17 protein-coding genes and 1 pseudogene are annotated in these 23,851 nt (G+C 65.2%); 8 read left to right on the top strand and 10 right to left on the bottom strand.

The window, feature by feature from the left end; translation table 11 throughout:
• Positions 1 to 13: 13 nt before the first annotated feature.
• Together wecB and DJ73_RS15340 are read right to left on the bottom strand one after the other, a co-directional pair.
• Positions 14 to 1,117: a non-hydrolyzing UDP-N-acetylglucosamine 2-epimerase gene (wecB, locus tag DJ73_RS15345; RefSeq protein ID WP_094558393.1), complete on the bottom strand. Its 1,104-nt coding sequence runs from the start codon at positions 1,115 to 1,117 to the stop codon at positions 14 to 16.
• Entirely contained in the window at positions 1,114 to 2,220 is a 1,107-nt protein-coding gene (locus tag DJ73_RS15340) for a glycosyltransferase family 2 protein (RefSeq protein WP_094522232.1), read from the bottom strand. The genes wecB and DJ73_RS15340 overlap by 4 nt, the downstream gene beginning before the upstream one ends.
• A 611-nt stretch (positions 2,221 to 2,831) precedes the next feature.
• Here DJ73_RS15340 and DJ73_RS15335 point away from each other — a divergent pair.
• The gene (locus DJ73_RS15335) at positions 2,832 to 3,344 is read left to right on the top strand and encodes a hypothetical protein (RefSeq protein WP_094558392.1); all 513 of its coding nucleotides are present in this window, start codon (positions 2,832 to 2,834) and stop codon (positions 3,342 to 3,344) included.
• A gap of 14 nt (positions 3,345 to 3,358) precedes the next feature.
• Here DJ73_RS15335 and DJ73_RS15330 read toward each other — a convergent pair whose 3' ends face one another.
• The 3 genes from DJ73_RS15330 to DJ73_RS15320 form a co-directional block, all read right to left on the bottom strand.
• Positions 3,359 to 3,805 carry a hypothetical protein gene (locus DJ73_RS15330; protein WP_254921682.1) on the bottom strand — a complete coding sequence of 149 codons (447 nt, stop codon included), beginning with the start codon at positions 3,803 to 3,805 and terminating at the stop codon, positions 3,359 to 3,361.
• A 494-nt stretch (positions 3,806 to 4,299) separates the two neighbouring features.
• Positions 4,300 to 6,111, bottom strand: a complete 1,812-nt coding sequence (gene glmS / locus DJ73_RS15325; protein ID WP_094558390.1) for a glutamine--fructose-6-phosphate transaminase (isomerizing) — start codon at positions 6,109 to 6,111, stop codon at positions 4,300 to 4,302.
• On the bottom strand, positions 6,111 to 7,289 hold the full coding sequence (locus DJ73_RS15320) for a sugar phosphate nucleotidyltransferase (protein WP_094558389.1): 1,179 nt from the start codon (positions 7,287 to 7,289) through the stop codon (positions 6,111 to 6,113). Before DJ73_RS15320 ends, glmS begins: the two co-directional genes overlap by 1 nt.
• Positions 7,290 to 7,834: 545 nt before the next feature.
• Between DJ73_RS15320 and DJ73_RS15315 the strand changes: the two genes are divergently transcribed.
• From DJ73_RS15315 to DJ73_RS15300, 4 genes are all read left to right on the top strand, one after another.
• Positions 7,835 to 8,767, top strand: a complete 933-nt coding sequence (locus DJ73_RS15315) for a glycosyltransferase family 2 protein (protein ID WP_254921681.1) — start codon at positions 7,835 to 7,837, stop codon at positions 8,765 to 8,767.
• Positions 8,768 to 8,809: 42 nt separating this feature from the next.
• The gene (locus DJ73_RS15310) at positions 8,810 to 10,588 is read left to right on the top strand and encodes an ABC transporter ATP-binding protein (protein WP_094558387.1); all 1,779 of its coding nucleotides are present in this window, start codon (positions 8,810 to 8,812) and stop codon (positions 10,586 to 10,588) included.
• A 271-nt stretch (positions 10,589 to 10,859) separates the two neighbouring features.
• A complete protein-coding gene (locus DJ73_RS15305) occupies positions 10,860 to 12,359 on the top strand; it encodes a lipopolysaccharide biosynthesis protein (protein WP_176451148.1) in 1,500 nt (499 codons plus the stop codon).
• 360 nt (positions 12,360 to 12,719) lie between these two features.
• Entirely contained in the window at positions 12,720 to 13,622 is a 903-nt protein-coding gene (locus tag DJ73_RS15300; RefSeq protein WP_094558419.1) for an aldo/keto reductase, read from the top strand.
• A gap of 55 nt (positions 13,623 to 13,677) precedes the next feature.
• Here the strand turns inward: DJ73_RS15300 and DJ73_RS15295 are convergent, their stop codons facing one another.
• The 3 genes from DJ73_RS15295 to DJ73_RS20670 all read right to left on the bottom strand — a co-directional run bounded on the left by DJ73_RS15295 (position 13,678) and on the right by DJ73_RS20670 (position 16,393).
• Positions 13,678 to 15,039: a sulfatase gene (locus DJ73_RS15295; protein ID WP_094558386.1), complete on the bottom strand. Its 1,362-nt coding sequence runs from the start codon at positions 15,037 to 15,039 to the stop codon at positions 13,678 to 13,680.
• Between the two features lie 700 nt (positions 15,040 to 15,739).
• A complete protein-coding gene (locus DJ73_RS20675) occupies positions 15,740 to 16,150 on the bottom strand; it encodes a hypothetical protein (protein WP_141212972.1) in 411 nt (136 codons plus the stop codon).
• 12 nt (positions 16,151 to 16,162) lie between these two features.
• Positions 16,163 to 16,393 (bottom strand): hypothetical protein, encoded by a 231-nt coding sequence (locus DJ73_RS20670; protein WP_094558385.1) that lies wholly within the window; start codon positions 16,391 to 16,393, stop codon positions 16,163 to 16,165.
• Positions 16,394 to 16,960: 567 nt separating this feature from the next.
• On the opposite strand from DJ73_RS20670, the gene DJ73_RS20665 reads away from it, so the two are divergent.
• Together DJ73_RS20665 and DJ73_RS15280 are read left to right on the top strand one after the other, a co-directional pair.
• Positions 16,961 to 18,751 (top strand): hypothetical protein, encoded by a 1,791-nt coding sequence (locus DJ73_RS20665; RefSeq protein WP_094558384.1) that lies wholly within the window; start codon positions 16,961 to 16,963, stop codon positions 18,749 to 18,751.
• A gap of 256 nt (positions 18,752 to 19,007) precedes the next feature.
• The gene (locus DJ73_RS15280) at positions 19,008 to 20,483 is read left to right on the top strand and encodes a hypothetical protein (protein WP_094558383.1); all 1,476 of its coding nucleotides are present in this window, start codon (positions 19,008 to 19,010) and stop codon (positions 20,481 to 20,483) included.
• A 63-nt stretch (positions 20,484 to 20,546) separates the two neighbouring features.
• Here the strand turns inward: DJ73_RS15280 and DJ73_RS15275 are convergent, their stop codons facing one another.
• Complete coding sequence (locus DJ73_RS15275; RefSeq protein WP_094558382.1) at positions 20,547 to 21,677, bottom strand: glycosyltransferase family 4 protein; 1,131 nt, start codon at positions 21,675 to 21,677, stop codon at positions 20,547 to 20,549.
• Between the two features lie 277 nt (positions 21,678 to 21,954).
• Between DJ73_RS15275 and DJ73_RS15270 the strand changes: the two genes are divergently transcribed.
• Complete coding sequence (locus DJ73_RS15270) at positions 21,955 to 22,899, top strand: glycosyltransferase family 2 protein (protein WP_094558381.1); 945 nt, start codon at positions 21,955 to 21,957, stop codon at positions 22,897 to 22,899.
• A gap of 43 nt (positions 22,900 to 22,942) precedes the next feature.
• Here DJ73_RS15270 and DJ73_RS20460 read toward each other — a convergent pair.
• Positions 22,943 to 23,851, bottom strand: a pseudogene (locus tag DJ73_RS20460) (hypothetical protein); the annotation flags it as partial.

Here is a 23,851-nt window from a genome sequence, read left to right as displayed (position 1 = left end):
CGCCGGACCGCTCTCACCGGACTATCTCCCCGCGTTCCGCGTCCACGGGAAGCGCGCCGAGGACGCGCTCCGCGGCCCCGCCGGTCCCGTAGGGGTTCTCCCACTCGCCGTCCGACTCGAGCGCCTCGGTCACCGAACGGCAGACGCCGTCGGGATCGCGCGCACCGAGCCGATTCGCGCCAACCTCCGTCGTCTCCGACCGCTCGGTGGCGTTCTGCACGGTCACGCACGGGGTCCCGAGGATACACGCCTCCTCCTGCACGCAACTCGAGTCCGTGACGACGGCCGCGGACGCCGACAGGAGCCGCACGAACGCGGCGTATCGCCGCGGCTCGACGGTCCGAACCGGGGCGGGTCCGTCGGGGACGACCTCCCCTGAGCGCTCGCGAGCACGCGGACGAACCGGACGGACGACCTCCAAGCCGTGGGCGCTCCCGGCACGGGCGGCGCCGTCGAGAACCGCACGGAAGCGCCCCGGGTCGTCGGCGTTCCCCCGCCGGCGGACGTCGACGAGAAGGAACCCGCCCGCTCGGAGCCCGAACTCGTCGAGCACCTCGCGCTCCGGGCGCGAGCGGTCGCGGACGCGTTCGAGGGCGTCGACCGCCGTGCTCCCGGTGACGGTGATCCGCAGCTCCGTGACGCCCTCGCGGACGAGATACCACCGGGCCTTCTCCGTCGTGGCGAACAGGTAATCGGCGACGTGATCCGCGATCACTCTGTTCGTCTCCGCCGGCGCCGACCGGTCGAAGCTCCGGAGCCCGGCCTCGACGTGGGCGACCTTCGGACGCATCTTGCTCGCGGCGACCGCGCCGGCCAGGGCGCTGTTCGTGTCCCCGTGCACGACCGCGACCGCCGGGTCGGTCTCCGCGAGCGCCCGCTCGATCGCGGCCAGCATCGTCCCGGTCTGTCTCCCGTGCGGGCCCGAGCCGACGTCGAGCGCGATATCGGGGCTCGGGACGTCGAACCCGTCGAACACCGACCGTTCGAGCGTCTCGGCTCCGTGCTCTCCCGTGTGTATCACCGCGTGGTCCACGCCGCGTCGTTCGCACGCCCGGATCACGGGCGCGAGCCTGACCGCCTCGGACTCGGTGCCGAGCACGAACGCGACCTCCGTCATCGCCCGTCGGCCTCCGTGCCGTCGCCGGTCGTTCCGCCGTCGTGAGCCACGTCCAGTCCTCGGTCCTCGTTGGCGGCCCCGAAGCGACCGCTCCCGTCGATCCCGACCGAGCCGATGTCGTGAACCAGTCCCTCGTTTTCCGAGACGTCGAGCCACGTCCCGAATAACACCAACAGGAGTCCGAGGGTCGCGACGACGAACGACACCATTCCGCCGAGGAACGTGTCGACGCCGGCGCTCCACACGGAGTAGCCGCCGGCGGTGACGCCGGCGAGCAGCACGACCGCACCCAGCGAGTAGCACGCCGCCAGCGGATGGAACCGCCGGAGGACGTACGACCGGCCGATCCGGGTGAGGAAGTTCCGCGCGATCAGCGCCGAGAGGCGCGGGACGAACGTCGAGTATTGGATCGTGCTCCGCTCGTCGCCGTACCGCGCCGGGTGAGAGACGTCGGCGATCGGCTGCCGGTTCACGTTTAGCGCGAACAGGAGGTCGTTGAGGAAGCCGTACCGGTCGTACAGTCGGTCGAAGCGGACGATCTGGAGTCCCTCGTTTGAGATCGCCGTGAACCCGTTCTGCGGGTCGGACAGCTCCCAGTAGCCGCTCGAAACGCGCGTCAGCATGGTGAGCAGGAGGTTCCCGAACAGCCGCCAGCGCGACATCGAGGCGAAATCGCGGCTGGACCGGAGCCGGTTCCCCTTCGCGTACGTCACCTCGCCGGCCGCGACCGGCTCGATGAGCCGCTCGAGGTGTGCGGGGTCCATCTGACCGTCGCCGTCCATGACGGCGACCACGTCCATTCCGTCGTCGAGCGCGCGAGCGTAGCCCGTCTTCACCGCCGCGCCGGCCCCGCGATTCCGCTCGTGTCTGATCGGCACCACCCGGGTCTCCTCCCCGGTTCCGCCCGTCCCGTTTTGAGTCGCCGCCCGTTCGTTCCGGCGCCTTGCGTGTTCGCGTATCTCCTCCCACGTCTCGTCGGTCGACGCGTCGTCGATCGCGTAGATCCGGTCGACGTAGCGGGGGATCGTCTCGATCACCTCGCCGACGTGACCGCCCTCGTTGTACGCCGGGACGACGACCCCGACGGCGTTGCCGTCGTACATCGTCACTCTCGCCCCTCGACGCGGTCCGCGTATCGGTCCGCTCCGTGTCGGGGGGGCAGAGTCCGTCGGTTCCGCTTCGTTCGAAGCGTGCTAGTTGTCATTATCGGAGGCTTCGTATCGGTCCCCGGGTCGAGTCCGCGCTCGGATCCTCCCGGCGGCGCATACCACGACAAGACGCTGACACGGGCTTTGTTATACACTGCCTCACCCACCGGTATCGCCCGAATTCTCCCACGGTTCCGGTGCGGAGCCGCCCGCCGCGGCCCTCGCCGTCGACCGATCGTCGTTCGCCGCGTTTCCGTCGTCTTCGTCTGTTTCCCGGACGGTCACCCGCTGCGCGTGACGTGTCGATCCGCGATCGTTTCGGGACCGACGCTCGGCTCTGATCGCCTCGCTTCAGTCATCCGCTCGCGTCGATCCGGGGGACCGCTCGGAGTCGGGGGCCCGCTTCGCTCGTCGCCGTCTCGGCATAAAAGCGGGCAATCAGGCAGAGAATAGCGCCGATATGGGGGTGATAACAAACTAAGTATGGGTTGATCGGGTACCCATTCAGCCAAGCCAATCGCAGGAACCCTGTCCGTCGTCCGCGCGCGAAGCGGAGTTTTGAACCCATGGAGGAAATCACGAAAGACGAGGTGTTCGAGGTGTTGAGTAGTTCGCGGCGACGGCTGATCCTGTACCATCTCCACCGGCGCGGCGGCGAGGCGGTGCTGCGGGACCTCGCGAGCGACACGGCCGAGGCCGAGAGCGAGGACGAGGTCGACGACGACATCGTCAAGCGGTTCTACATCTCGCTGTACCAGACGCACGTTCCGAAGCTCGAGGAGGTCGGCCTGGTCAGGTACGACAGCGACACGAAGACGGTGTCGCTGACGGACCGGATCGAAGAGGTCGAAGCGATCCTAGAGACCGAGTCGGAGCCCGGCAGACGATGGCCGGTGTACTACGGAGCGCTCGCGATCGTCGGCAGCGCGCTCGCCGTCGTCCAGTTGGTAGGGATCGCCCCGCCGGTGACGAGCGTCGCGTTCGCCGCGGCGCTGCTGTTGCTCGCGGCGTTCCAGTACTACGAAACGGAAGTCAAACAGCGGGAGTACCACTTCCTCGCGCAGCTCGTCAGCGACTGAGCCCGCGCTCGCGGTCAGCCCGCGTACTGCAGGGCGACGATCGCGAGGATGCCGACGACGCTGAGCAGCGTCCACGTCGCGGCGGGCACCGCGGCGAGCGGGCCGAGACCGACGGCGCCCGCCGTGACGAGGACGGTGACGCAGCCCGCAACGGCGGGGACCGCCCACGTCCGCTCCCTCTCCTCCGCGTCCTCCCGGTCGTCCTCGTCGAGGTCCATGTACTCCAACAGCTGCGCGACGGACGCCTGCAGCTCGATCGTCCCGCGGTTCTTGTCGTAGTCGATCACCCCGAGCGAGTCCATCTTCGGGAGGTGACACTGGTAGAGCCCGATGTAGACGCGCTTCCGCTGGTCCGAGGAGAGCTGCCGGACGGTGGTGTCGTTCTCCTCCGCAGCGATGTGCTCGGCGAGGTCGTTTAGCACCGACTCGCCGTCGTTCTCCCGTAGGAAATGGATAACCATCCGTCGCCGCCGGTTCTTCAACAGGTCGAATATTTCACCTTTGGTTAACTCCGCGCCGTCCGAGCGCGATGTCTTTCCGATGTCGTCGAGGTTAGCGACGTCCGCTTCCGACGAATCGCGTTCTGTTCCCCCCGTCGGTTGGCTGCCGAGTGACCCTGATTTTCCCGCTGACATCGACAAACGTTACGCATACACCTATCTTAGATATACGGAAATTAATTCTCGATGACCTTACTCGTCGGTGTTATCTCGATATGAGAACGTCGACCGCGACTCGGATCGAATCCGGGTCCTGCTGACGTTTCCCCCGATTAAACTCGTTAACAACGTGTTAATACGCCGGTTGGCGGACCAATCCTCGTCGCTCGTGAGCGCGCGTCCGACCCTCGCGGGTCCGGCCGAGGGTCCACCGCGTGCGGATCGCGCGTTTCGGCCCGTGGACGGACCGGGCGTCGGCCCTCGCGGACGGGCCGCGCGTTCGCCCGGCCACCGCCTCACTCGACCGTGACGCTCTTCGCGAGGTTCCGCGGCTTGTCGATGGCGCGCGAGAGCTCCTCGGCCGCCATGTACGACACCAACTGGAGCTGGACGTTCGCGAGGATACCGGCGACGTCCTGGTGCGTGTCCGGGATCCGAAGCACGTGGTCCGCGTAGTCGTCGATCTTCGCGTTGCTGTCGGCGCTCACGGCGATGATGGGCGCGTCGCGCGCGCTCACTTCCTTGGCGTTGTGCAGCGTCTTGGTGTCGTTTCGTCCCGTGAAGACGGCGAACACCGGCGTGTTCTCGGTGACGAGCGCGAGGGGACCGTGTTTGAGCTCGGCGGCCGAGAACCCCTCCGCGTGGTCGTACGTGATCTCCTTGAACTTCAGCGCGCCCTCGAGCGCCACCGGATGCGCGACTCCCCTCCCGATGAAGAAGTACGACTCGGCGTCCCGGTACGCGGCGGCGACGGACTCCGCGTCCGGCTCGTCGAGGATCTGCTGGACGTCGTCCGGCAGCGCCGCGAGCGAGCTGAGCAGCTCGCTCGACTCGCGCGGGCTCGCGCCGTTCGTGTCGTAGCTCAGCCGCTCGCTGAGCAGGATCAGCGTCGCCACCTGCGAGGAGAACGACTTCGTCGCGGCCACGCCGATCTCCGGGCCCGCGCGGATGTACACGGTGTGCTCGCACTCGCGCGTGATCGTGGACCCGACCACGTTCGTCAGGGCGAGCGTGCGGGCGCCCGTCCCCTGGATGCTCCGTATCGCCGAGAGCGTGTCGGCGGTCTCGCCGCTCTGCGTGACGGCGATGACGAGCGTGCTGTCGTCGACCGGCGGCGGGTTCGACCCGTACTCCCCCGACAGGAACGCCTGCGCAGGCATCCCGCGGTCCGCGAGCAGCGTCGTCGCGTACACCGCCGCGTGGTACGAGGTGCCCATGGCGACGAGGTGCACCGACTCGACCCCGTCGAACGCGTCGTCCGGGAGCTCTTCGAACTCGACGTGGCCCTCCAGCGGATCCATGCGACCCCGGATCGTCTGTCGCAGCGCGGCCGGCTGCTCGTGGATCTCCTTCAGCATGTAGTGGTCGTACCCGCCCTTCCCGGCGTCGTTGGGGTCCCAGTCGACCGTCTCGAACGAGCGCTCCACGGGCTCCCCGTCCGTGTCGGTGATCGCGTGCCCGTCCGGGTGTATCGCGACCACGTCGCCGTCGCGGAGGTAGACCACCTCGTTGGTGTACTCGAGGAACGCGGGCACGTCGCTCGCGAGGTAGTACGCGTCGGACGCGCGGCCGAGCACGAGCGGAGACCCGCTTCGCGTGCCGAACACGGTGTCCGAGCCCTCGAACACCGCGGCGATGGCGTAGCTTCCCGAGAGGCGATCGATCGTCCGTCTGAACGCCTCCTCCGGGCCGTAGCCGGCCGAGCGGAACTCCTCTAAGAGGTGCGGGACGACCTCGGTGTCGGTGTCGCTCGTGAACTCGTGGGTGGACAACTCCTTCTTCAGTTCGGCGTAGTTGTCGATGATCCCGTTGTGGACGACCGCGACCCGATCGAGGCAGTCGGTGTGGGGGTGCGCGTTCGCGTCGGTCGGCGGCCCGTGCGTGGACCACCGGGTGTGTCCGATCCCCGTCGCTCCGCGGACGGCCGACCGGTCGACGGCGTCGCAGAGGACGTCCATCTCGCCCTCGTGTTTCACCACGTCGATCCCGTCGGCCGTCACGGTGGCGACCCCCGCGGAGTCGTAGCCGCGGTACTCCAGGTTCTGGAGCCCGGTGAGGAGCTCCGCGACCGCGGGCCCCTCGCCGACGCGGGCGGTGATTCCGCACATTACGCCACCACCTCCGCGTTCTCGGGGACGTCGCGACGGAGCGCGATACCCGGCGCGACCGTCCCGCGCGGCCCGATCCGACAGCCCGGGGTGATCGTGACGTTGGCGCCGACGGTGGCGCGGTCCGCGACGACGCCCCCGAGCCGACGGTCCGCGTACTCGACCCCGTCGACGACGAGCGTGGCCGAGCGCCCCGGCGATACCGTCCCGTCGCCGATAGTCGCGCCGCCGCCGACGATGGTGTCTCGGAGCAGCGCGTTCGCGCCGACGCGGGAGTCGGGCCCGACGATCGACCCCTCGATCACCGCGTTCTCGCCGACGATCGTACTGGAGAGGAGACAGGTGCCGCCCTTCACGACGGCGCCGGCCGACACCTTGCAGTCCGGTCCGATCAGCACGTTCTCGCCGACGACGGCCGACTCGTGGACCCGCGCCGACTCCTTCACCTGTTCGGTGACGCCGGCGAGCGTCGGATGCGCGTAGAGGATCCGCTCGTTCGTCCGGAGGAGCTCCCACGGGTAGGAGGGGTCGAACCAGACGCCGTTCGGGGTCGCGGCGATCGCGGGACCGTCCAGCTCGGCGATCGCGCCGGTCAGCGGGCGTTCCCCGTCCTCGAACTCCGTCCGGCCGAGCGCGTCGAACACCGATTCGTCGAACGCGTACACGCCGGCGTTGATCCGCGCCGACGCGCCGTCGCCGTGCTCGTCGATCCGATCGACGACCCCGTCTTTCACGCCCACCGTGCCGTACTCGCCGGTTCGGTCGGACGTGACGACCGCGAGGCAGGCGGCGGCGTCCGACTCCGCGTACCGGTCGGCGGTGACCCGCACCATCGTCTCGTCGATGACGTTGTCTCCGTTCACCACGAGGAACTCCCCGTCGACGCGGTCGGCCGCGGCCTCCAGCGCGTGCCCGCTCCCCAGCTGCGTCGACTGCGTGACGTAGGTGAGGTCGACCCCGCGGTAGGAGTTCTCGAACCGGTTCTGGATCCGGTTCCGCCCGTGGCCGACCACGAGGACGACGTGGTCGACGCCGCTGTCGACCACGGCGTCGAGCGGGTACTCCAGTATCGGCCGCCCGGCGACCCGGAGCATCGGCTTCGGCTGGTAGCGAGTGAGCGGCCTGACGCGCCGCCCCTCGCCGGCCGCGAGGACGACCGCCTGTTCGAGGGCACTCATCTCTTCACTCCGGCGGCGCGTGCCGGTGCCCGACGAGCGGCGCCGTCGGCGCGACTGACAACGCTGCCGACGCCCACGTCTGACTGCGCTTTCGCACCGTGGAGGACGTATCTATCCATGCCCACCCTTGTCACACGGGCGACCATTGTAATGCGGAACCTTTCGCGACCGACCGAGCGGGACGGCGGGACCCGAAAGCGTCGGCCGACGGTTATGACCGTCCTACCGCGGCCGCCGTCCCGACCCGCACGCCGGCCGTTGGTCGGTGCGATCCGGCGCGATCGATTCGCGACCGGTCAGGCGCGCTCGCACGACGGGGTATGGGGGGTTCGGATCGGTACACCGTCGCAACCGGGGTTCGGATCGGTACAACGCCGGACCGAACACCGCCGGAGATCCGTTACGGACGGCCGCTCGGTCACGGAGTCGAATTATCTCACTGTTACCCTCGGGCCGGTCGGAAAAAGAACAAATTAATTCGGAGTTTACGGCTGCTAACAAACTACCTAGACTTCTGAATGCGAAATATGGCTCCGAAAATTTCGGTGATCATCCCCACGTATTACCGGAACGATGTCCTTCCGGAAGCGATCGAAAGCGCGCTGAGCCAAGAGTACGAGCCGGTCGAGGTGATCGTCGTCGACGACTCGGGGGAAGGAGCTGCAGAGCCGGTCATAGAGGAGTACGACGAGGTCCGGGGGGTGATCCGCGAGGAGAACGGCAACTGGAAGGCGGCGTTGACGACCGGCATCCGGTCGTCGACGGGTGAGTACATCCAGTTCCTCGACGACGACGATCGGCTCTTCGAGGGCAAACTGACGAAGACGGCAGCGGTGCTTCGGGAGAACCCGGAGGTCGGCGTCTCCTACTGCGGCGTCCTCAGGGGCGACGAGCGATGCTACCCGAAGCCCAACGTGTCCGGCGATTTCTTAGAAGAGGCGCTGGCCTTCCAGACGTTCCCGATGTGGACGGGATCGATGCTGATCGAGCGCGAGGTGTTACTCGACTGCCTCCCGCTCGCGGGGATGGGCGAAGACGACGATCTCGACATCGAACTGGGCGATACCGACCTGAAGATCGAACTGGCCCGACGGACGAAGACCGACTACGTCGACGAGATCCTGGCGTTTTACCGACAGGAAACGAACGACCGATGGACGGGTCCGCGCCGATTCAGAAAAGTGAAACAGAACGTGGAGCACCAGCGGGAGCTGTACGATCGGTACCCGTCGATCCGGAGAGAGCTCCTCGCCTCTTGGCATGAGAAGCAGGCCGTCTACTGGCTCGAAGAGAAGGCGTGGTCGCACAAGCCGGTCTCTAACTTCCTCCGCGCCGCCTACTGCTCGGAGGCGCCCGCGGACAAGGTCAAGTACGGCGCCGGGGCCGTAGTCTCGCTGCTCGGCCGTCCGGGCTGGCATCTCGCCGAGTCCATTCGCTATTCCTTCTCGCACGACGAGCGGCGTCACACCGTGAGTTAGCGGCATCTTACTAACAACCCTTATCGACAATACGTGAGTACGATGCCGGATATACCTCTCCGCAAGAAACTTCATGGGCTCTATCTGATCGCATCATACAGACCGCGGTTCACCGCCGCGATCGTCGGGTTCGGCGTGTTGACCGCCCTGCTCGAAGGCGTCGGCGTGACGCTGATCGTCCCGCTGATCGAGGTCGCCCAGTCGTCCGGTGCTCCCCCCGACGGCGGGATCGCGGGACTGTTCGCCCGCATCTACCAGCTACTCGGGCTTCCGTTCACGGTCGGATCCATCGTCCTCGGTGTCGGGATCGTGCTCACAGTGCGGTACCTGTTCACGTTCCTATCCGAGTGGGCGCGCGTGCACCTGCGGACTCACTACGTCTCCGACCTTCAGACTCGCGGCTTCGAGAACACGCTGGACGCTCGGATCGCGTACTTCGACCGCGAGGGCTCCGACGACATCCTCAACGCGATCGTCACGCAGGCGCAGAAGGCCGGCGAGGCGATCGAGGCGTTCGTCCGCGTGTTTCAGCGAAGCATGCTTATCCTGATGTACCTCGCAATCGCGCTGTACCTCGCCCCGCTGTTGACGATCCTTTCGGCGGGCTTTGTCGGTTTATTGACCTTCGGGCTGCGAAACACGATCGAGTCGGCGTACACCATCGGCGACCGCATCGCCGACGCCAACGAGAAGATACAGCAGGCCGTCCAAGCCGGCACGCAGGGTATTCGAGAGGTGAAGACGCTCGGATACGACTCCGAGCTACGAGCGGACTTCGCTGACGCGATGAATCAGTACGTCGGGTCGTCTATCCGAGTGAAACGGAACGAAGCGCTGATCGGGAACGCGTACAACCTCTCTATCGCGCTGCTGATATTCGGGCTGATATACGCCGCGTTCGTGTTCACGAGCATGTCGTTCGGCGTTCTCGGGGCGTTCCTGTTCGTGATGTTCAAACTCGGGCCCGCGGTGAGCGGCACGAACAAGCGGTTCTACCAGCTCGAAGGGATGCTTCCGCACCTCGTCCGCACCGAGGAGTTCATCGAGAACCTGCGACAGAATCCGGAGATCGAAGGCGGAGACGAACCCGTGCCGGCCGATCCCTCCCCGATCGAATTCCGGGACGTCTCCTTCTCGTACGAGGGAACCGAGGACGTGCTCTCGAACGTCTCCTTTCAGATAGACAACGGCGAGTTCATCGCGTTCGTCGGCGAGTCCGGAGCGGGGAAGTCGACTATCGCCTCGCTGCTCGTGAGACTGTACGAGCCTGACTCCGGACAGATCCTGGCCGGCGGCCGGCCGGTGAGCGCGTACGACATCGATGAGTGGCGGTCGCGAGTGGCGTACGTCCGGCAGAACCCGTTCATTTTCAACACGACGCTCGAGGGGAACCTCCGTATCGCGAACCCGCGCGCCAGCCGACGGGAGCTGGAACGCGTCTGCGAGATCGCTCAGGTCACGGAGTTCGTCGACGACCTCCCGAACGGCTACGAGACCGAACTCGGTGACGACGGCGTTCGCCTCTCGGGCGGGCAGCGACAGCGCGTCGCGCTGGCCCGCGCGCTGCTGGAGGACGCTGATGTCCTGGTTCTCGACGAGGCGACGAGCGACCTCGACACGAACATCGAGGCCAGGGTGCAGGCCGGCATCGAGTCGATGGACCGCGACTTCATGACGCTCGCCATCGCCCACCGGCTCTCGACGATCAGCGATGCCGACCGGATCTATACGGTCCAAGCCGGCGAGATCGTCGAGCGGGGCGAACACGAGTCGCTCATCGAGGAGGAGGGCCAGTACGCGGAACTCTACTCCGCGCAGTGAGACACGCCATCGCCGCCGGTCGAACTTCCGGTCACGGGGATCTCCCATCGCTCGGTCTCGTTGCGACGGCGGACCGCTATTTCGGCGGTCTGTAACCCCGCACCGACGATTCGTGCGGTTTCGTCCGAATTTTGGTGGTGCTAACGGCTGTTTTCAAGAGATTAACTTTGACCGTTTCGTCGAATGGGGAACCAACTGAGTGAGACGGTAATATGAATCCCATCCTCGTATCATCTACAGGTCTCTCGCCAGATCCCGTGGAGAACCGATCGTGAAGAGCCGCCTCCGCGAGCTTCTCGCGGCGGTCGTTCCGGGCGGATCGATCCTGCAACGCACCGTCCGGAGCGGCGCGTGGTCGGGAGCGATCAAGGTGTCGAGCCGGTTCCTGCAGATCCTGATGCTGATCGTCCTCGCGCGCCTGCTCTCGCCTCGGCAGTTCGGCCTGGTCGGGATCGCGCTGCTCTCGCTGAGCGCGACGCGACGGTTCTCGCAGATCGGCCTGAACTCGGCGCTGATCCAGCACGAGGACGAGAACGTCGACACGTACCTCGACACGACGTGGTGTCTCGAAATGGCCCGCGGAGCCGTGATATTCGGGGCGCTCTTGCTCCTCGCTCCCGTCATCGCGGGCCTCTTCGACGAGCCGTCCGCGACGCCGCTGATCCGCGTCATCGGGACCGGGCCGCTCCTGTACGGACTCCGGAACCCCGGCGTGATCTACTTCCGGAAGGACCTCGAGTTCCACAAGCAGTTCGTGTATAAGGTCAGCGGCGGATTCGTCCAGTTCCTCGTCGGCGTCGGGTACGCGCTGGTCTCGCCGACGGTGTGGGCGCTCGTGTTCGCGTACATCTCGGCGGACGTCTTCCGGTTCGGACTCTCGTATTTCATTCACGACTACCGACCGTGGCCGTCGTTCGACGTCTCGGCCGCGAAGGAGCTGGTCGACTACGGGAAGTGGATCACGGCCTCATCGATCCTCTATTTCCTGTACCAACAGGGCGACGACGCCTTCGTCGGGTGGTTCATCTCCGCGACGGCGCTCGGATTCTACCAGTACGCGTATCGGATCGCCGACACGCCGTCCTCGGAGGTGTCGGAGATCCTCGCCAGCGTCAGCTTCCCCGCGTACTCGAAGCTCCAAGACAGCCCGGCGGAGCTCCGCGAGGCGCTGCTCGCGACGACGCGGGTCACGGGGTTCGTCACGATTCCGATGGCACTCGGCATCGCGCTCATCGCCCCGAGCTTCGTCCCGGTCGTCCTCGGCGACGATTGGACCCGGATGATCCGTCCGATGCAGCTGCTGGCGCTGTACGGACTGTTCCACTCGATCACGCGGAACTTCGGGTCCGTGTTCAAAGCGCTCGACCGCCCGGACATCGTTGCGAAGATGTCCGCCATCCGGGTCGCTTGCATCGCCGTGCTGATCTGGCCGGCCGCCGAGCGGTTCGGTCTCGAGGGGGTCGCGCTCACGGTCGTCGGCGTGTACGCGTTCCCGATGCTGCCGCTCGACGTGTACTTCGTCTCGCGACTCACGGGGGTGGACGCGACGGCGTTCTTCCGGGAGTGGTTCTACCCGCTGGTCGCCGCGAGCGTCATGTTCGGCGGCCTCTGGACGGCACGCGGGATGGCCGAGACGAGCCTCCTCGTCGAGCTCGCCGTCCTGATCCCGGCCGGTTTCGTCGTCTACTCGGCCGTCTCGCTTCTCCTGATGCGGTACTCCCCGTGGCAGATCGAAGGCGACATCCGTTCGATCGCTGGAAGTTTCGGCTAGACGGAGCGTCGGTCGAACCCGCGGACTTCGGTGTCGCGAGTGATCCGAACCGATCACCGCGTTCACCCCGCCGGACCGTCCGACCTCGCGGGTTTCACTCCTCGACGATCTGTAAAATAACCAGCTATCTGGTTTATTAGTCGAATAACAATGGTAGCACCGTGAATACCGTGGGATACGATGTCCGTACACAGGCCGGGAACCGCACCGAACGTTTCCGGCGGCACCGCTGAACTGAGCGCTCCGTCCGCGTCGGAGCGAACCTCTCGAACCGGCGGCCGTTCAGACGCCACGCGAACCGTTGCCGGACGACCGGCGACCGGGTCGGAGTGATCGAGGGTGGGACCGAATCCTCAGACCCTGACGCAGCCAGAACAGAACGTTGAATCGACCCGCCTCGCGACCGCGATACCGCCCGTCGGGGTCGGGACCTACCGGACCGGCGGATACGAGTGTTTCAACGCCGTTTCCGAGGCGCTCGAGATCGGCTACCGCCACGTGGACACGGCGATGGCGTACGAGAACGAGGCCGCGGTCGGCCGCGCGATCGAGGTCTCGTCCGTCGACCGAGAAGACGTCTTCGTCACGACGAAGATAAAGGGATACCCGGAGTTTCTGAGCCGCGATCGGATGCTCGAGGCGGTCGAAGGGTCGCTTCAGCGGCTCGGAATGGACCGGATCGACCTCGTCTTGGTCCATTGGTGGCACCCGGAGGGCGACATGGGAGACGTGTTCGGTGCGCTCTCCCGGCTCGTCGATGCCGGGAAGGTCAACCACATCGGCGTCAGTAACTTCTCGATCGAACAGCTCGAGCGGGCGATGGACGCCGCCGACGCTCCGATAGCGACCAATCAGGTCCAGTACCACCCGTACTATCACCAAGAGGATCTGCTCCCGTTCTGTCGCGACAACGACGTGTTGTTGACCGCGTACAGCCCGCTCGCTGCCGGGCGAGTCGCCGAGGACGACGTTCTCTCAGCGATCGGGAACCGGTACGGGAAGTCGGCCGCACAGGTCGCCATCAGGTGGCTCGTCCAGCAGGACGGCGTGGTCACGATCCCGAAGACTGTTCGGTCGGACCGCCTCCGGGAGAACCTCGACGTGTTCGACTTCGAACTCACGGACGCCGAGATGGAACGGGTCCACGAGATCGAGGGGCCGCTGTGGTACAGGTTGAACACGGATCGGGGCGCGATATCTCGATTCAGGAGTGAGGTCGGCCAGTACGTACCGAAGCGCGTTCGCGACGCGCTCCCGCTGTAGGGCGGTTCATCCGGTGGGGTCACCGGCGAACCGTCCGGACGCGACCGCTGCCCGTTTACTCCAGATACCCGAGGTCCTCGAGCTGCGACTCCGTGCCGCGGGAGAGCCCCTCCGAATCCGCCTTCTCTTCGTCCCCCCACTCCGAGAGCCGCGCCACGCGACTCTCCATCGCCGTCGCGAACCGATTTAGGAGCGTCTCCCGGTCCTCCGACACCCGATTCCCGTCCGGCCCGAACAGGTACTCCCTGCCGTCGTCGGCCCGCACGTAGTGGTGCGTGCCGTCGGCGAGGACCCGCCAGCGGGTGGTCGGCTCGGTGGTGCGTCCGGTGTGGGGGACGTAGTCCTCGACGAGCGCGGCCTCGTTCCCGCACAGCGTCGCCGTCGGCGACAGCTCAGGTTCGGTGGCGAGGTCGAAGATTCCGGCCAGCTCCGCCGGCTGTGACACGCGTTCCGGAGCGTCCTGACCGGGTCGTTTGACGATGAGCGGGACCTTCGTGTTGACCGGCCGCGTGGAGTGCGGCGGCGTGCCGTCGCGGTCGTGCTCACCGAGGTTCTTCCCGTGGTCGGCGACGAGTATCACGAGCGAGTCGTCGTACCGTCCGGTCTCTTTCAGCGTCGACAGCAGCTGGTCGAGCTTCCGGTCCTGGTAGCGGAGACTGGCGTCGTAGAACTCCAGGACCCGCTCTCGCCGCTCAGGCGGGAGGTCGGCTCGTCCGAGGACGTACGCGAGGAGCTTCGTGTTCAACAGGCGCGGTTCGATCGGCCCCGGCGGCGAGAGGTCGAGCGCCTCGAAGGCGTCTCTCGGGGGGAAGTAGGGGCTGTGCGCCTCCATGAGGTTCAGGAACGTGAAGGTCGGAGACTCGTCCTCGGCGGTCGCTCGCATCCACCGACTCGCGCGGTCCACGAGGTTCGACGTGAACAGCCGTCGTTTGAGCAGGAAGACGGGCTGGCGAGCGCCCTGTGCGAGCAGATTGTGCGCCGCCGAGTACAGCCGGTCCCGCGTCGTCGAGATGTCGGCGTCGCCGTCGACGCCGATCTCGAGGTCCCACTCAACGTACTCGTCGAACCCCCTGTCGATCCCCGAGAGCGTGCCGACCCACGGGTTGTTCGAGAACCCCGCGGTCCGGTAGCCGTCCGCCGAGAGCCGCTCCGTTAGCGTCTCGATCGAGTCGGGAAGTCGCAGCGACTGGTCGGAGAAGCCGTTGGTGATGCCGTGTTCGCTCGGAGACAGTCCGGTGAACATCGAACTGTGCGACGGTAGCGTCCACGGTGCCGGGGTGTAGGCGTGTTCGAACAGCGTCGCCTCCTCCGCGAACCGGTCCAGATTCGGAGTCGTCTCTCGGTCGTGTCCGTACGCGGAGACGCGGTCCCGGCGGACTGAATCGAGGACGACGAACAAGACGTCGGGCTGGCTCATACGCGTTTTGAACGGAGGAGTGGCTTCGTTATAGAGTAGTTGACGCCGCACTGCCGGAGACTGAATTCGACGCGCGGCGACCCGTCGGCCGGCCGGGGTTCCGAGGAACGATCCAGCGGTCTCCGCCCACTCGATCGCGAGTCGGGGCAGTCGCTCGCGGCACGTGGGCCACACGCACCGCACTTCCGCCCGGACGTCGGCCGGCGAGCTGGCCCCCAGTCGAGAGTCGATCCGCGGATCCGCCCGCTCCGTGACCGCGTCCCGGTTCCACGCTGTGGCGGGGAGGCGTGTGCCGTTCGCGGTCTCGACTCGTTCGCTCGACCGTCTCGGCGCTCGCGGTTCGCCGACGCCTCTGAGACGAACGCGCGTCGAATCCGACTGATCTGGAACCGGTTTCCGCGTGCTTAACTCCGGGTTACGACGGTTTCCACAGACCGGGGAAACCGGCTATCACGGCTTCTAACCGACGTTAATACTAACATAACAACTGTTAATTGGTAACAAACACGCCACAGTAATGTTGTCGTGATCGCCCCAAAAACAGATTGCTGATCCGGAAAATCACGAAATTTCTGATTTATGTACTCGAAAATCACGGAACTCGAAACATATAATTAACAATACATTTATCCCGTATAGGATCATATTAACGCTTGCAATGGCACGCAAGCTGGTAAGCGAGGACGTCGATAGCGACAGCTCAATCGATCGCGAGGAATCGGGCGGAAACGACGGCGAAACCGAAGGCGTCGGCGGACTGGGTAGGCGCAACTACATAAAACTCGGTGCGGCGGCGGCGGGTGCGGTGTTCGGCGCCTCGGGACTGGGTTCGGCCGCAGTGACACGGGACGGGATCCGGTTCGACCGAGTGGTGAACGCGGTCGACGACCTCGGGATGGATCCGACCGGTAGCGATCCGATCGACGATGCGCTGAGCGCCGCTCACGAAACCGGGACGCTCGTCGAGTTCCCACCCGGCGACTACAGGGTGGAGACGGAGTCCGTGCTTTCCGGGTCGAAGAGCCGATGGGGGATCCAGGGAACTGGTGAGAGCCACGAAGACGTCACGTTCCACTTCCCGAACGCGGATAATGCGTACTGGTTCGTCCATCAGGACGGTGGTTCAGAGGTGCTCCTCGACAACTTCACGGTCGACAGCGACAACAAGCTGGTCGCCATCCGGGTTCGGACCAACGACGGTTCGCTCATCCGGGACGTCGAGTGGGCCGGATTTTACCCCGAACAGAAGGAGAATCCGGGACAGATGGCCGACTTCGGGACGCTTGATCAGGACGGTGTCACCCGGGTCGTCAGAACGGTGATGGGACGTGACGGCGCGTTCGTTCACGGCCATCCGTGGGCCACCGGTCGCGTCCCGATGAGTATGTTCAGGTTCTATCCGAATCACTCCGGGGAGACTATTTTAAGAGATATCGAGATTCACCAGTGCGGGGCTAACGGTATCCGTCACACGAAGGGGAATGGTGTCGTTACAATCGAGAACAGTTGGACGAAGAACTGTCACCTTGCACACATTCGTGTGCACCGGGGTAACCATCCCACGAAAGAATCCACGATCACCAACGCGGAGATGATCATCGACCACGATGACGCGCTTCCGATTGGTGACGGAGAGTGGCACGAGGCAGGTACAAACTGTATAATGCTCGATTCGACGGGGGCGGGGTCCGCTTCTGCCATCTTCGAGAATTGTACGGTAGATGTTAGAAATGTGAAAAATAGCGACGGATGGGGTGCAGTTCGCTGTAATAATAGCGGACAATCTAACCCGACTGGCGGTGAATTTCAAAATTGTAACATATATAACGACACTGGCCTCCAGACGGTGTGGATAGATGAACTCGACAGCGAAGATGCTGATGAACCTCATTATTGGATATTTGATGGCTGCCAAATCGAGATGACGAGCCCGGACCAGTACAGGGAAGCGGCGTTCGTTCTCCGCGACGACTGGGACGGGTCGGTGATCCGCAACAGCATCATTCACGCGCCCGACGGAGATCTCGACGGGGTGTTCATCGAGAACTGCAGCGACGTCACGATCGAGGACACCACGATCGACGTGACCGGCCGAGCCACCGTGCTCGAGAACGCAGACGTCACGACCTCGAACGTCAGTTACGACGTCTCCGAAGACACCGATTGGTCCGTCGGCGACGACGGAGACGGGTTCGAGAACGACCCCAGTCGATTACAGATCGTTGCGGCGGACGACGCGGACGCGTTCGAGTACAGCTTCACCGTCGACGGCCGGGTCGAACACGCCACGTACGGTGACTATCCCTCGAACCCCGACGCCTCCTCTGGCGACAGCATCGTCGAGAACGACGACGGCACCTACACCGTCACCGGCGTCGTCGCCGGGTACGCCGGCGACGACAAGCGCTGGGGCGGCGACTCCTACCGGTTCACCAGGGAGTTCGCCGCCTTCAGCCTCGACGGTCCGGCCGCTGTAACGATCGACGGCCAAGCGGTAGACACCGCCGAGCTCGTTTCCACAGACGACAGTACCGGCGACGACGGCACCGGTGACAGCGGCACCGGCGACGACGGCACGGAACACATGCTCCGCGTTATCGCGGCGGACGACGCGGACGCGTTCGAGTACAGCCTCACCGTCGACGGTCGGGTCGAACACGTCACCGACGGGGACTACCCCTCGAACCCCGACGTCTCTCCGGGCGACAGCATCGTCGAGAACGGCGACGGCACCTACACCGTCACCGGCGTCGTCGCCGGGTACGCCGGCGACGACAAGCGCTGGGGCGGCGACTCCTACCGGTTCTCCGGAGAACTACTCGGGGTTTCGAAGGAGGGACCGGCCGACGTTCTCCTGAACGGCGACGCGATCGATCCCGACGAGTACACCGTGGAACCCGACCGGACGCTTCGGGTCATTGCGGACGACGACGCGGACGCGTTCGAGTACAACTTCACCGTCGACGGCCCGATCGGACACGCCACCGACGGGGACTACCCCTCGAACCCCGACGTCTCTCCGGGCGACAGCATCGTCGAGAACGGCGACGGCACCTACACCGTCACCGGCGTCGTCGCCGGGTACGCCGGCGACGACAAGCGCTGGGGCGGCGACTCCTATCGGATCTCGGGCGCGATCGTCTCTATCGGATTGGAAGGACCGGGGACCGTTCTCGTCGACGGCGAGACTGTCGACCCCGACGAGTACGGACTGCCGAACCGCCTGACGATAATCGGCACGGGCACGTCGTCGACGTTTGAGTTCTCTGTCGACGGCGAGCTGAAGAGCGATCCGAACGTCTCGGACGACGGCGATCTCGTCCCGGGATCCTCGGTGGAGGGCACCGTGACGGACGGGGTCAAGGGGTTCCGATTCGACGGCGAGATCGCCTACTTCCAGTTCGAAGGCGAAGCGGGCGTCTATCTCAACGGGCAGCAGGTCGAACCGACGCTGCTCGACACCGACGAAGACCCAGTGCTCCGGAACTGGATCCTGCTGGAGGGCGACGGGAACGAGACGGAGTACTCGTTCACCGCTTCCGGGCACGTGCGCAAGTCCCCGGACCTCGGTCCGGTCGAAGCGAATGATGTCATCGACGGAACGGCGGTCGAGGGCGTGACCGACGACGAGACCGACGGCTACCGCTTCAGCGGTGGCCTCCTGTCGATGAACGTTCAGGGATCCGCCGATCTCCGATTCAACGGCAACTGATAGCGCCGAACGGCATCTCTCCCACTCGTTTTTGAACGTCGGTGGGGGCCGAGTGCACTGCGGGGCCGCCGGGTCGGAGGTCGTTCGTCTCGCCCGGTGAAAACTCCCGAACGACTGCCCGTTACTCAAGCTATAATTATGACAGAGGAGTACGAGTTATCAAGTATTAATGTGCCCTTCAGGTGTATTCGGTCAACCCACGGCCAAATGACTGAGCTCCGACTGAGTAACACCGCAGTCGTCCGGAGAGTGTAGCATGGACCGCCGACAGTACCTCGCAGCGGCCGGGACCGCCTGTGTCGGACTGCTCGCCGGGTGCGGTGGCCGCTCCGATTCGGACGAGGAGCCACCCGACCGCGATTCTGACCCAGAGGGCGACGAAACGTCGCCTGACGAGGTCGAGGTGAACACGTACGGAATCGAGTTCGACCGCATCGTGAACGCCGTCGACGACCTCGGAATGGACCCGACCGGCGGAGATCCGGTCGACGACGCGCTCGCTCGCGCCTATCGAGAGGGGACGCTCGTGCGGTTCCCCCCGGGTGAGTACCGGGTCTCGGAGACGCGCGTCATCGAGGGCAGCGTATCGAGATTCGGGATTCAAGGCACCGGCGAGGATCACACGGACGTCGTCTTTCGATTCCCCAACGCCGAGAACGACTATTGGTTCGTCCATCAGAACGGCGGCGAAGACGTCCTCCTAGACAATTTCACGATTAACACCCACGAGAAGTACGTTACAATTCGGTGTCGCACAAACAGCGGATCGTTAGTACAAGACATCGAATGGCGCGGATTTCTCCCCGAGAAGGTAACTAATCGGGGACAGCTCCTCGACCCGAGCTGTCCCTCGGTCGATGGCACTAACACGGTCAGACGGGTAATTATGGGGCGCGACGGCGCACACGTCTCTGGACACTTCAGCGCAACCGGTATCCGCTCTATGACCGGAATTCGGTTCTATGGAGCGCACGTCGGAGAGACCGTTCTCGAGGATGTCGAGATTCACCAGATCGGTTCTAACGGTGTCCGCCATACGCGGGCGGACGGTGTTGTGACAGTCAAAGGTGGCCTATTCAAGAACTGCGGTCTCTCTGCACTCCGAATTCACAACGGGAATCACCCCTCGAAAGACTCGAGCGTAACGGGTGCGGCCGTCGTTATCGATCATGAGGACGCCAAATCTATTGGCACCGGAAACTGGTCGGAGCACGGAACCAACGGTATCCTCCTCGACTCCTCCGGTCAGGGTTATTCACAACCGACCTACGAGGACTGCGATATCGTCTGTCGGTCTATTCTCTCGGACGGCGGGTGGGGTTTGATCCGGGGAACCGACACCGGAGAGTCCAACCCCGGTGGCGGCGCGTTCAGGAACTGTCGGGTGATCAATCAGACCGATCTCCAGACGGTGTGGATTGACCCCCGGAAGCCGGGAGCTGAACCGCCGATGGGGTTCACGTTCGAAAACGTCGGGTTCTACCTGTCCGGGGACTCGCAACCGCTGGGGGCGGTCATTTCGATCGAAGACGGCTGGGACGGGTCTCGCATCAGCGGAAGCACGATATACGCGTCCGACGGCTCCGTCGACGGCATCTGCGTTCGCAACTGCCAGAACGTCTCCATCGAAAACACGACGATAAGCGTCCCACAGTATCTGATCACCGGCGCCGGGTCGCAGATCGTTACACAGCAGATCTCCTCGGAGGCGCCGGAGGAACTCCCGTTCTGAAACGGGTCGAACCCGGTCACAGAGGCTGCAGCACCGTCGTTCCGACGCGTCTCTCTCCGATCGTCACTCCTGTCGACGTTGCGGTGCGCTCTCAACGGACGGTCGGTCGCTCTCCGTTCGTGCCACCGTTCGAGGCGCGACTTCGCGATAGACGCGCGTGATCCGCCCCGCGATCGCCGTCCACGCGTACCGGTCACGAACGAGCTCCCGGTTGTTTCGGGCCATCTGTCCGACTCGAGCGTCGTCACGAGCGAGCGAACCGATCGCGTCCGCCAGCGCTGCCGGGTCGCCCGGCTCGACGAGCACTCCGCCGTCGCCGTCGATCACTTCCGGGATGCTCCCGACGGTCGTCGAGACGATCGCGTTGCCGCCGGCCATCGCCTCCAGCATCGCGATGGGCAACCCCTCGGCGTGGGACGGGAGAACGAACACGTCACCCGCCGAGAGCAATCGGCACTTCTCTCGTTCGGAGACGAACCCGTGGTACGTCACGTGCTCGTGACGCCCCGCGAGCGCTTCGACGGAATCTCTCACCGGACCCGATCCGGCGATCGCCAGCTCGAAACCGGGTGATCCCTCCGCCGACAGGCGGTCCACGGCGTCGATCAACTCCCGGACGCCTTTCCGCGGTATAAGCGACGAAACGAACGTCAGCCGAGTGGGGTCGTGGTCGTATTCGGGATCGAACCGGTCCGGATCGACCGCGTTCGGAACGACGACGAGCTTCCGGTCCGGGGCCCGCGTTTCGAGCTCCCGCCGCCAGTACTCGGAGAGCACGACGATCCGGTCACACCGTTCGAACACCGCGGACTGGAGAACTCGAACGAGCCTCGAGTCGCTCTCGAGGAACGCGTCGAAAGACGACCCGTGAACGTGAAACACGATCGGACGACGCCAGAGCGCATCGACGACGAACACGTAGAACGCCGCCCGGTAAAACGAAAACGCGTACGAGGAATGGACGTGAACGAGGTCCGGCCGCCGCCGAAACGGAAACCGAACGGCTGCGACGATCGAGGCCATTATCGAGGTCAACAGCCATCGGATCCCGTCGCCGTTCGGGTCGGACCGCATATCGTACGTCGCCGTCGAGACCCCGTCCGGGAGATGAACTCTCAGATTATCGATGTAGTGGTGAATCCCGCCGCCGCCGAACGTCCCTACGACGAGGACGTCGATGTCGGATTCGCTCATGCGCCTCGCCCGATCCGGTGCGAGCCTTCGACCTCCATGCCCTCACGTTCTCCGAACCGACGTATCGTTAATATCCTCTTTCCGGCCGTCGTCCGTTCGTTGCCGACCGCGGCCGCCGAGCGGACCGCTGCGACGCTGATCGGTACCCCTCGAATCGGAGCCTCGTCAGAGACCGACCCACGTGCCGGAGAGCGAGGCGATCACCCTCGACGTGGGCGGACCGCACCGACCGGAAATCGATGATTAACTAAACCGGCCGCGGTCCTGTTATCGGGAGATGGTAGAGCTGGTCAGCGTCGTCATCCCGACATACGGCCGTCCGGAGTTCCTCCCCGACGCCGTCCGCAGCGTCGCCGGCCAGACGTACGCCCCGGTAGAGCTGATCGTCGTCGACGACTGTTCGCCCGACCCGATCGAACCGATCGTGGACGACTGCGACACGACGGGACTCCGACGCACCGAGGTGATCCGCCACCAGCGGAACCGAGGCGCCAACGCCGCACGGAACACGGGTATCGAGGCGGCGACGGGCGACGTGGTCGCGTTCCTGGACGACGACGATCGCTGGCAACCGACCGTCGCGCAAAAATACGTCGACGCCTTCGACTCGGGCGGCCCGTCGATAGGCGTCGTGACGGTCGGCGTTCGAACGGTCGACGAAACCGGTCGGAAGATCGGTGAGTTCCGACCCACGATCCGGGGCGACGCGCTCGACGCCCTCCTGGACGGAACGCGCGTCGGATCGTTCTCGCGGTTCGCCGTCCGCTCGACGGTTATCGACAGCGCCGGCACCCCCGACGAGCGGCTCCCGTGCTGGCAGGACTGGGAGTGGCAGTTCCGACTCGCCTTCCACTGCGATTTCGAGGCGGTCTCGGACCCCGTCGTCGTGCGGACCCGCGGCACCCACGAGCAGATCACGGACTCCTTCGACGACCGTCGGGAAGTCGCGTATCCGTTCCTGCTGGATCGGCACCGCGAGCGGATCCGAGCGGCCCGCGGTCCGCGTGCCGAACGGCGGTTCGTCGCGCTCCTCTCGAAGTCGCTCGCCTTTGCCGCCCTCGACACCGACCGGTACCTCACGGCGATCCGGTTACTGCTTCGCGCGCTACGGCACGACCCGTTCCTCCTCGAGGCGTATCTCTACCTGGGACTCGCCTGCGGCGGTCCGGTGACCTTCGGGAGCGCCCAATGGATGAAGCGACGGCTCAGCGGGTTCCGCTGAGGTCGGCGTCGGCCCGATCTCTCGCCGGGCGAGGACCACGGGGTTACCGGTCGAGGATCCGTCTGTGAAACAGTTCGACGGTCGTCACCGCCGAGAGGAACACGATGTGATCGGCGTCTCCCTCGAGGTGTTCCCGCCTCGCCTCGAGGATCGGCTCGGCGTTGAAGAGGTCGCGATCACTGGCCCCGTACACGAGGTCGTCGACGAACTCGCGGAAGCGGTCGTTCTCGCGGTACCAGTCTCCGACGGTGCTCCCCGATAACGCCCGTTGGACGACGTTTTTCGCAACGAACCCCGCGCCGTGAGCCGCGTGCGGGTACGACGGCGGGAGCTGCGTCGCACCGTACGGGATCTCGTTCAGCGTCCCGTCTAATTCGCGGATCAGTCCCAACTTCATCCGGGACGGTACGTGCGGGATCCGCCCGCCCGTGAGCGGGATCGGTCCGCGACGCAGCGAGCGTGGAAAGACGCCGACGAGGTCGAGGAGGGCCGCGGAGCTCATCGGAACACGTGTCCCGGCCCGAGCCCGAGCGAGCTTGTTGGTTCCGCTGAGGTGTTTTCGAGAGTTGTACATCGTATGGGTCGCGGCCCTGATCTGCTCGTCCCCGTCGGTGTGACCGACGGCGCGGATTTCGTCGATAAATGTGTCTTTCGGTTCAACGTCGCCCGACAACGCCGATTTCACTAACTTCGCGTCCACTCTGGTGTGGAGTTCGCTGAGGACGTCCGCCGGGTGGTCGGCGCGTCCGAGATGATTCGATTCGACCTTTTCACCGGTGATGAGCGGGGTCGGGCCCTCGAACAGCACCGTTGGGTTTTCGGCGTCGATCTCGAAGACGTGCGAGAGATGAATGAGCGTGTTCCACGCGAGCTGGCCGTCCGTGATATCGATCAGTTCCGGGAGCCGCTCGGCGAGGGTCTCGGGCGAAAAGCCGACGACGTCGTGTTCGAC

Source organism: Halorubrum sp. Ea1, assembly GCF_002252965.1.
Classification (GTDB): domain Archaea; phylum Halobacteriota; class Halobacteria; order Halobacteriales; family Haloferacaceae; genus Halorubrum.
Note: the sequence above shows the minus strand (reverse complement) of the source record. Positions and strands in the feature narration are given on the sequence as shown.

Coding starts and splice junctions, on each gene's coding strand:
- wecB (WP_094558393.1), bottom strand. CDS start 1,117: ATGACGGAGGTCGCGTTCGTGCTCGGCACCGAGTCCGAGGCGGTCAGG.
- DJ73_RS15340 (WP_094522232.1), bottom strand. CDS start 2,220: ATGTACGACGGCAACGCCGTCGGGGTCGTCGTCCCGGCGTACAACGAG.
- DJ73_RS15335 (WP_094558392.1), top strand. CDS start 2,832: ATGGAGGAAATCACGAAAGACGAGGTGTTCGAGGTGTTGAGTAGTTCG.
- DJ73_RS15330 (WP_254921682.1), bottom strand. CDS start 3,805: ATGGTTATCCATTTCCTACGGGAGAACGACGGCGAGTCGGTGCTAAAC.
- glmS (WP_094558390.1), bottom strand. CDS start 6,111: ATGTGCGGAATCACCGCCCGCGTCGGCGAGGGGCCCGCGGTCGCGGAG.
- DJ73_RS15320 (WP_094558389.1), bottom strand. CDS start 7,289: ATGAGTGCCCTCGAACAGGCGGTCGTCCTCGCGGCCGGCGAGGGGCGG.
- DJ73_RS15310 (WP_094558387.1), top strand. CDS start 8,810: ATGCCGGATATACCTCTCCGCAAGAAACTTCATGGGCTCTATCTGATC.
- DJ73_RS15295 (WP_094558386.1), bottom strand. CDS start 15,039: ATGAGCCAGCCCGACGTCTTGTTCGTCGTCCTCGATTCAGTCCGCCGG.
- DJ73_RS20675 (WP_141212972.1), bottom strand. CDS start 16,150: ATGGACGAACCAGTACGCATTATCCGCGTTCGGGAAGTGGAACGTGAC.
- DJ73_RS20670 (WP_094558385.1), bottom strand. CDS start 16,393: ATGGCCGTGAACGAACGCGCCGTCACGTCCCATCACCGTTCTGACGAC.
- DJ73_RS20665 (WP_094558384.1), top strand. CDS start 16,961: ATGACGAGCCCGGACCAGTACAGGGAAGCGGCGTTCGTTCTCCGCGAC.
- DJ73_RS15280 (WP_094558383.1), top strand. CDS start 19,008: ATGGACCGCCGACAGTACCTCGCAGCGGCCGGGACCGCCTGTGTCGGA.
- DJ73_RS15275 (WP_094558382.1), bottom strand. CDS start 21,677: ATGAGCGAATCCGACATCGACGTCCTCGTCGTAGGGACGTTCGGCGGC.
- DJ73_RS15270 (WP_094558381.1), top strand. CDS start 21,955: ATGGTAGAGCTGGTCAGCGTCGTCATCCCGACATACGGCCGTCCGGAG.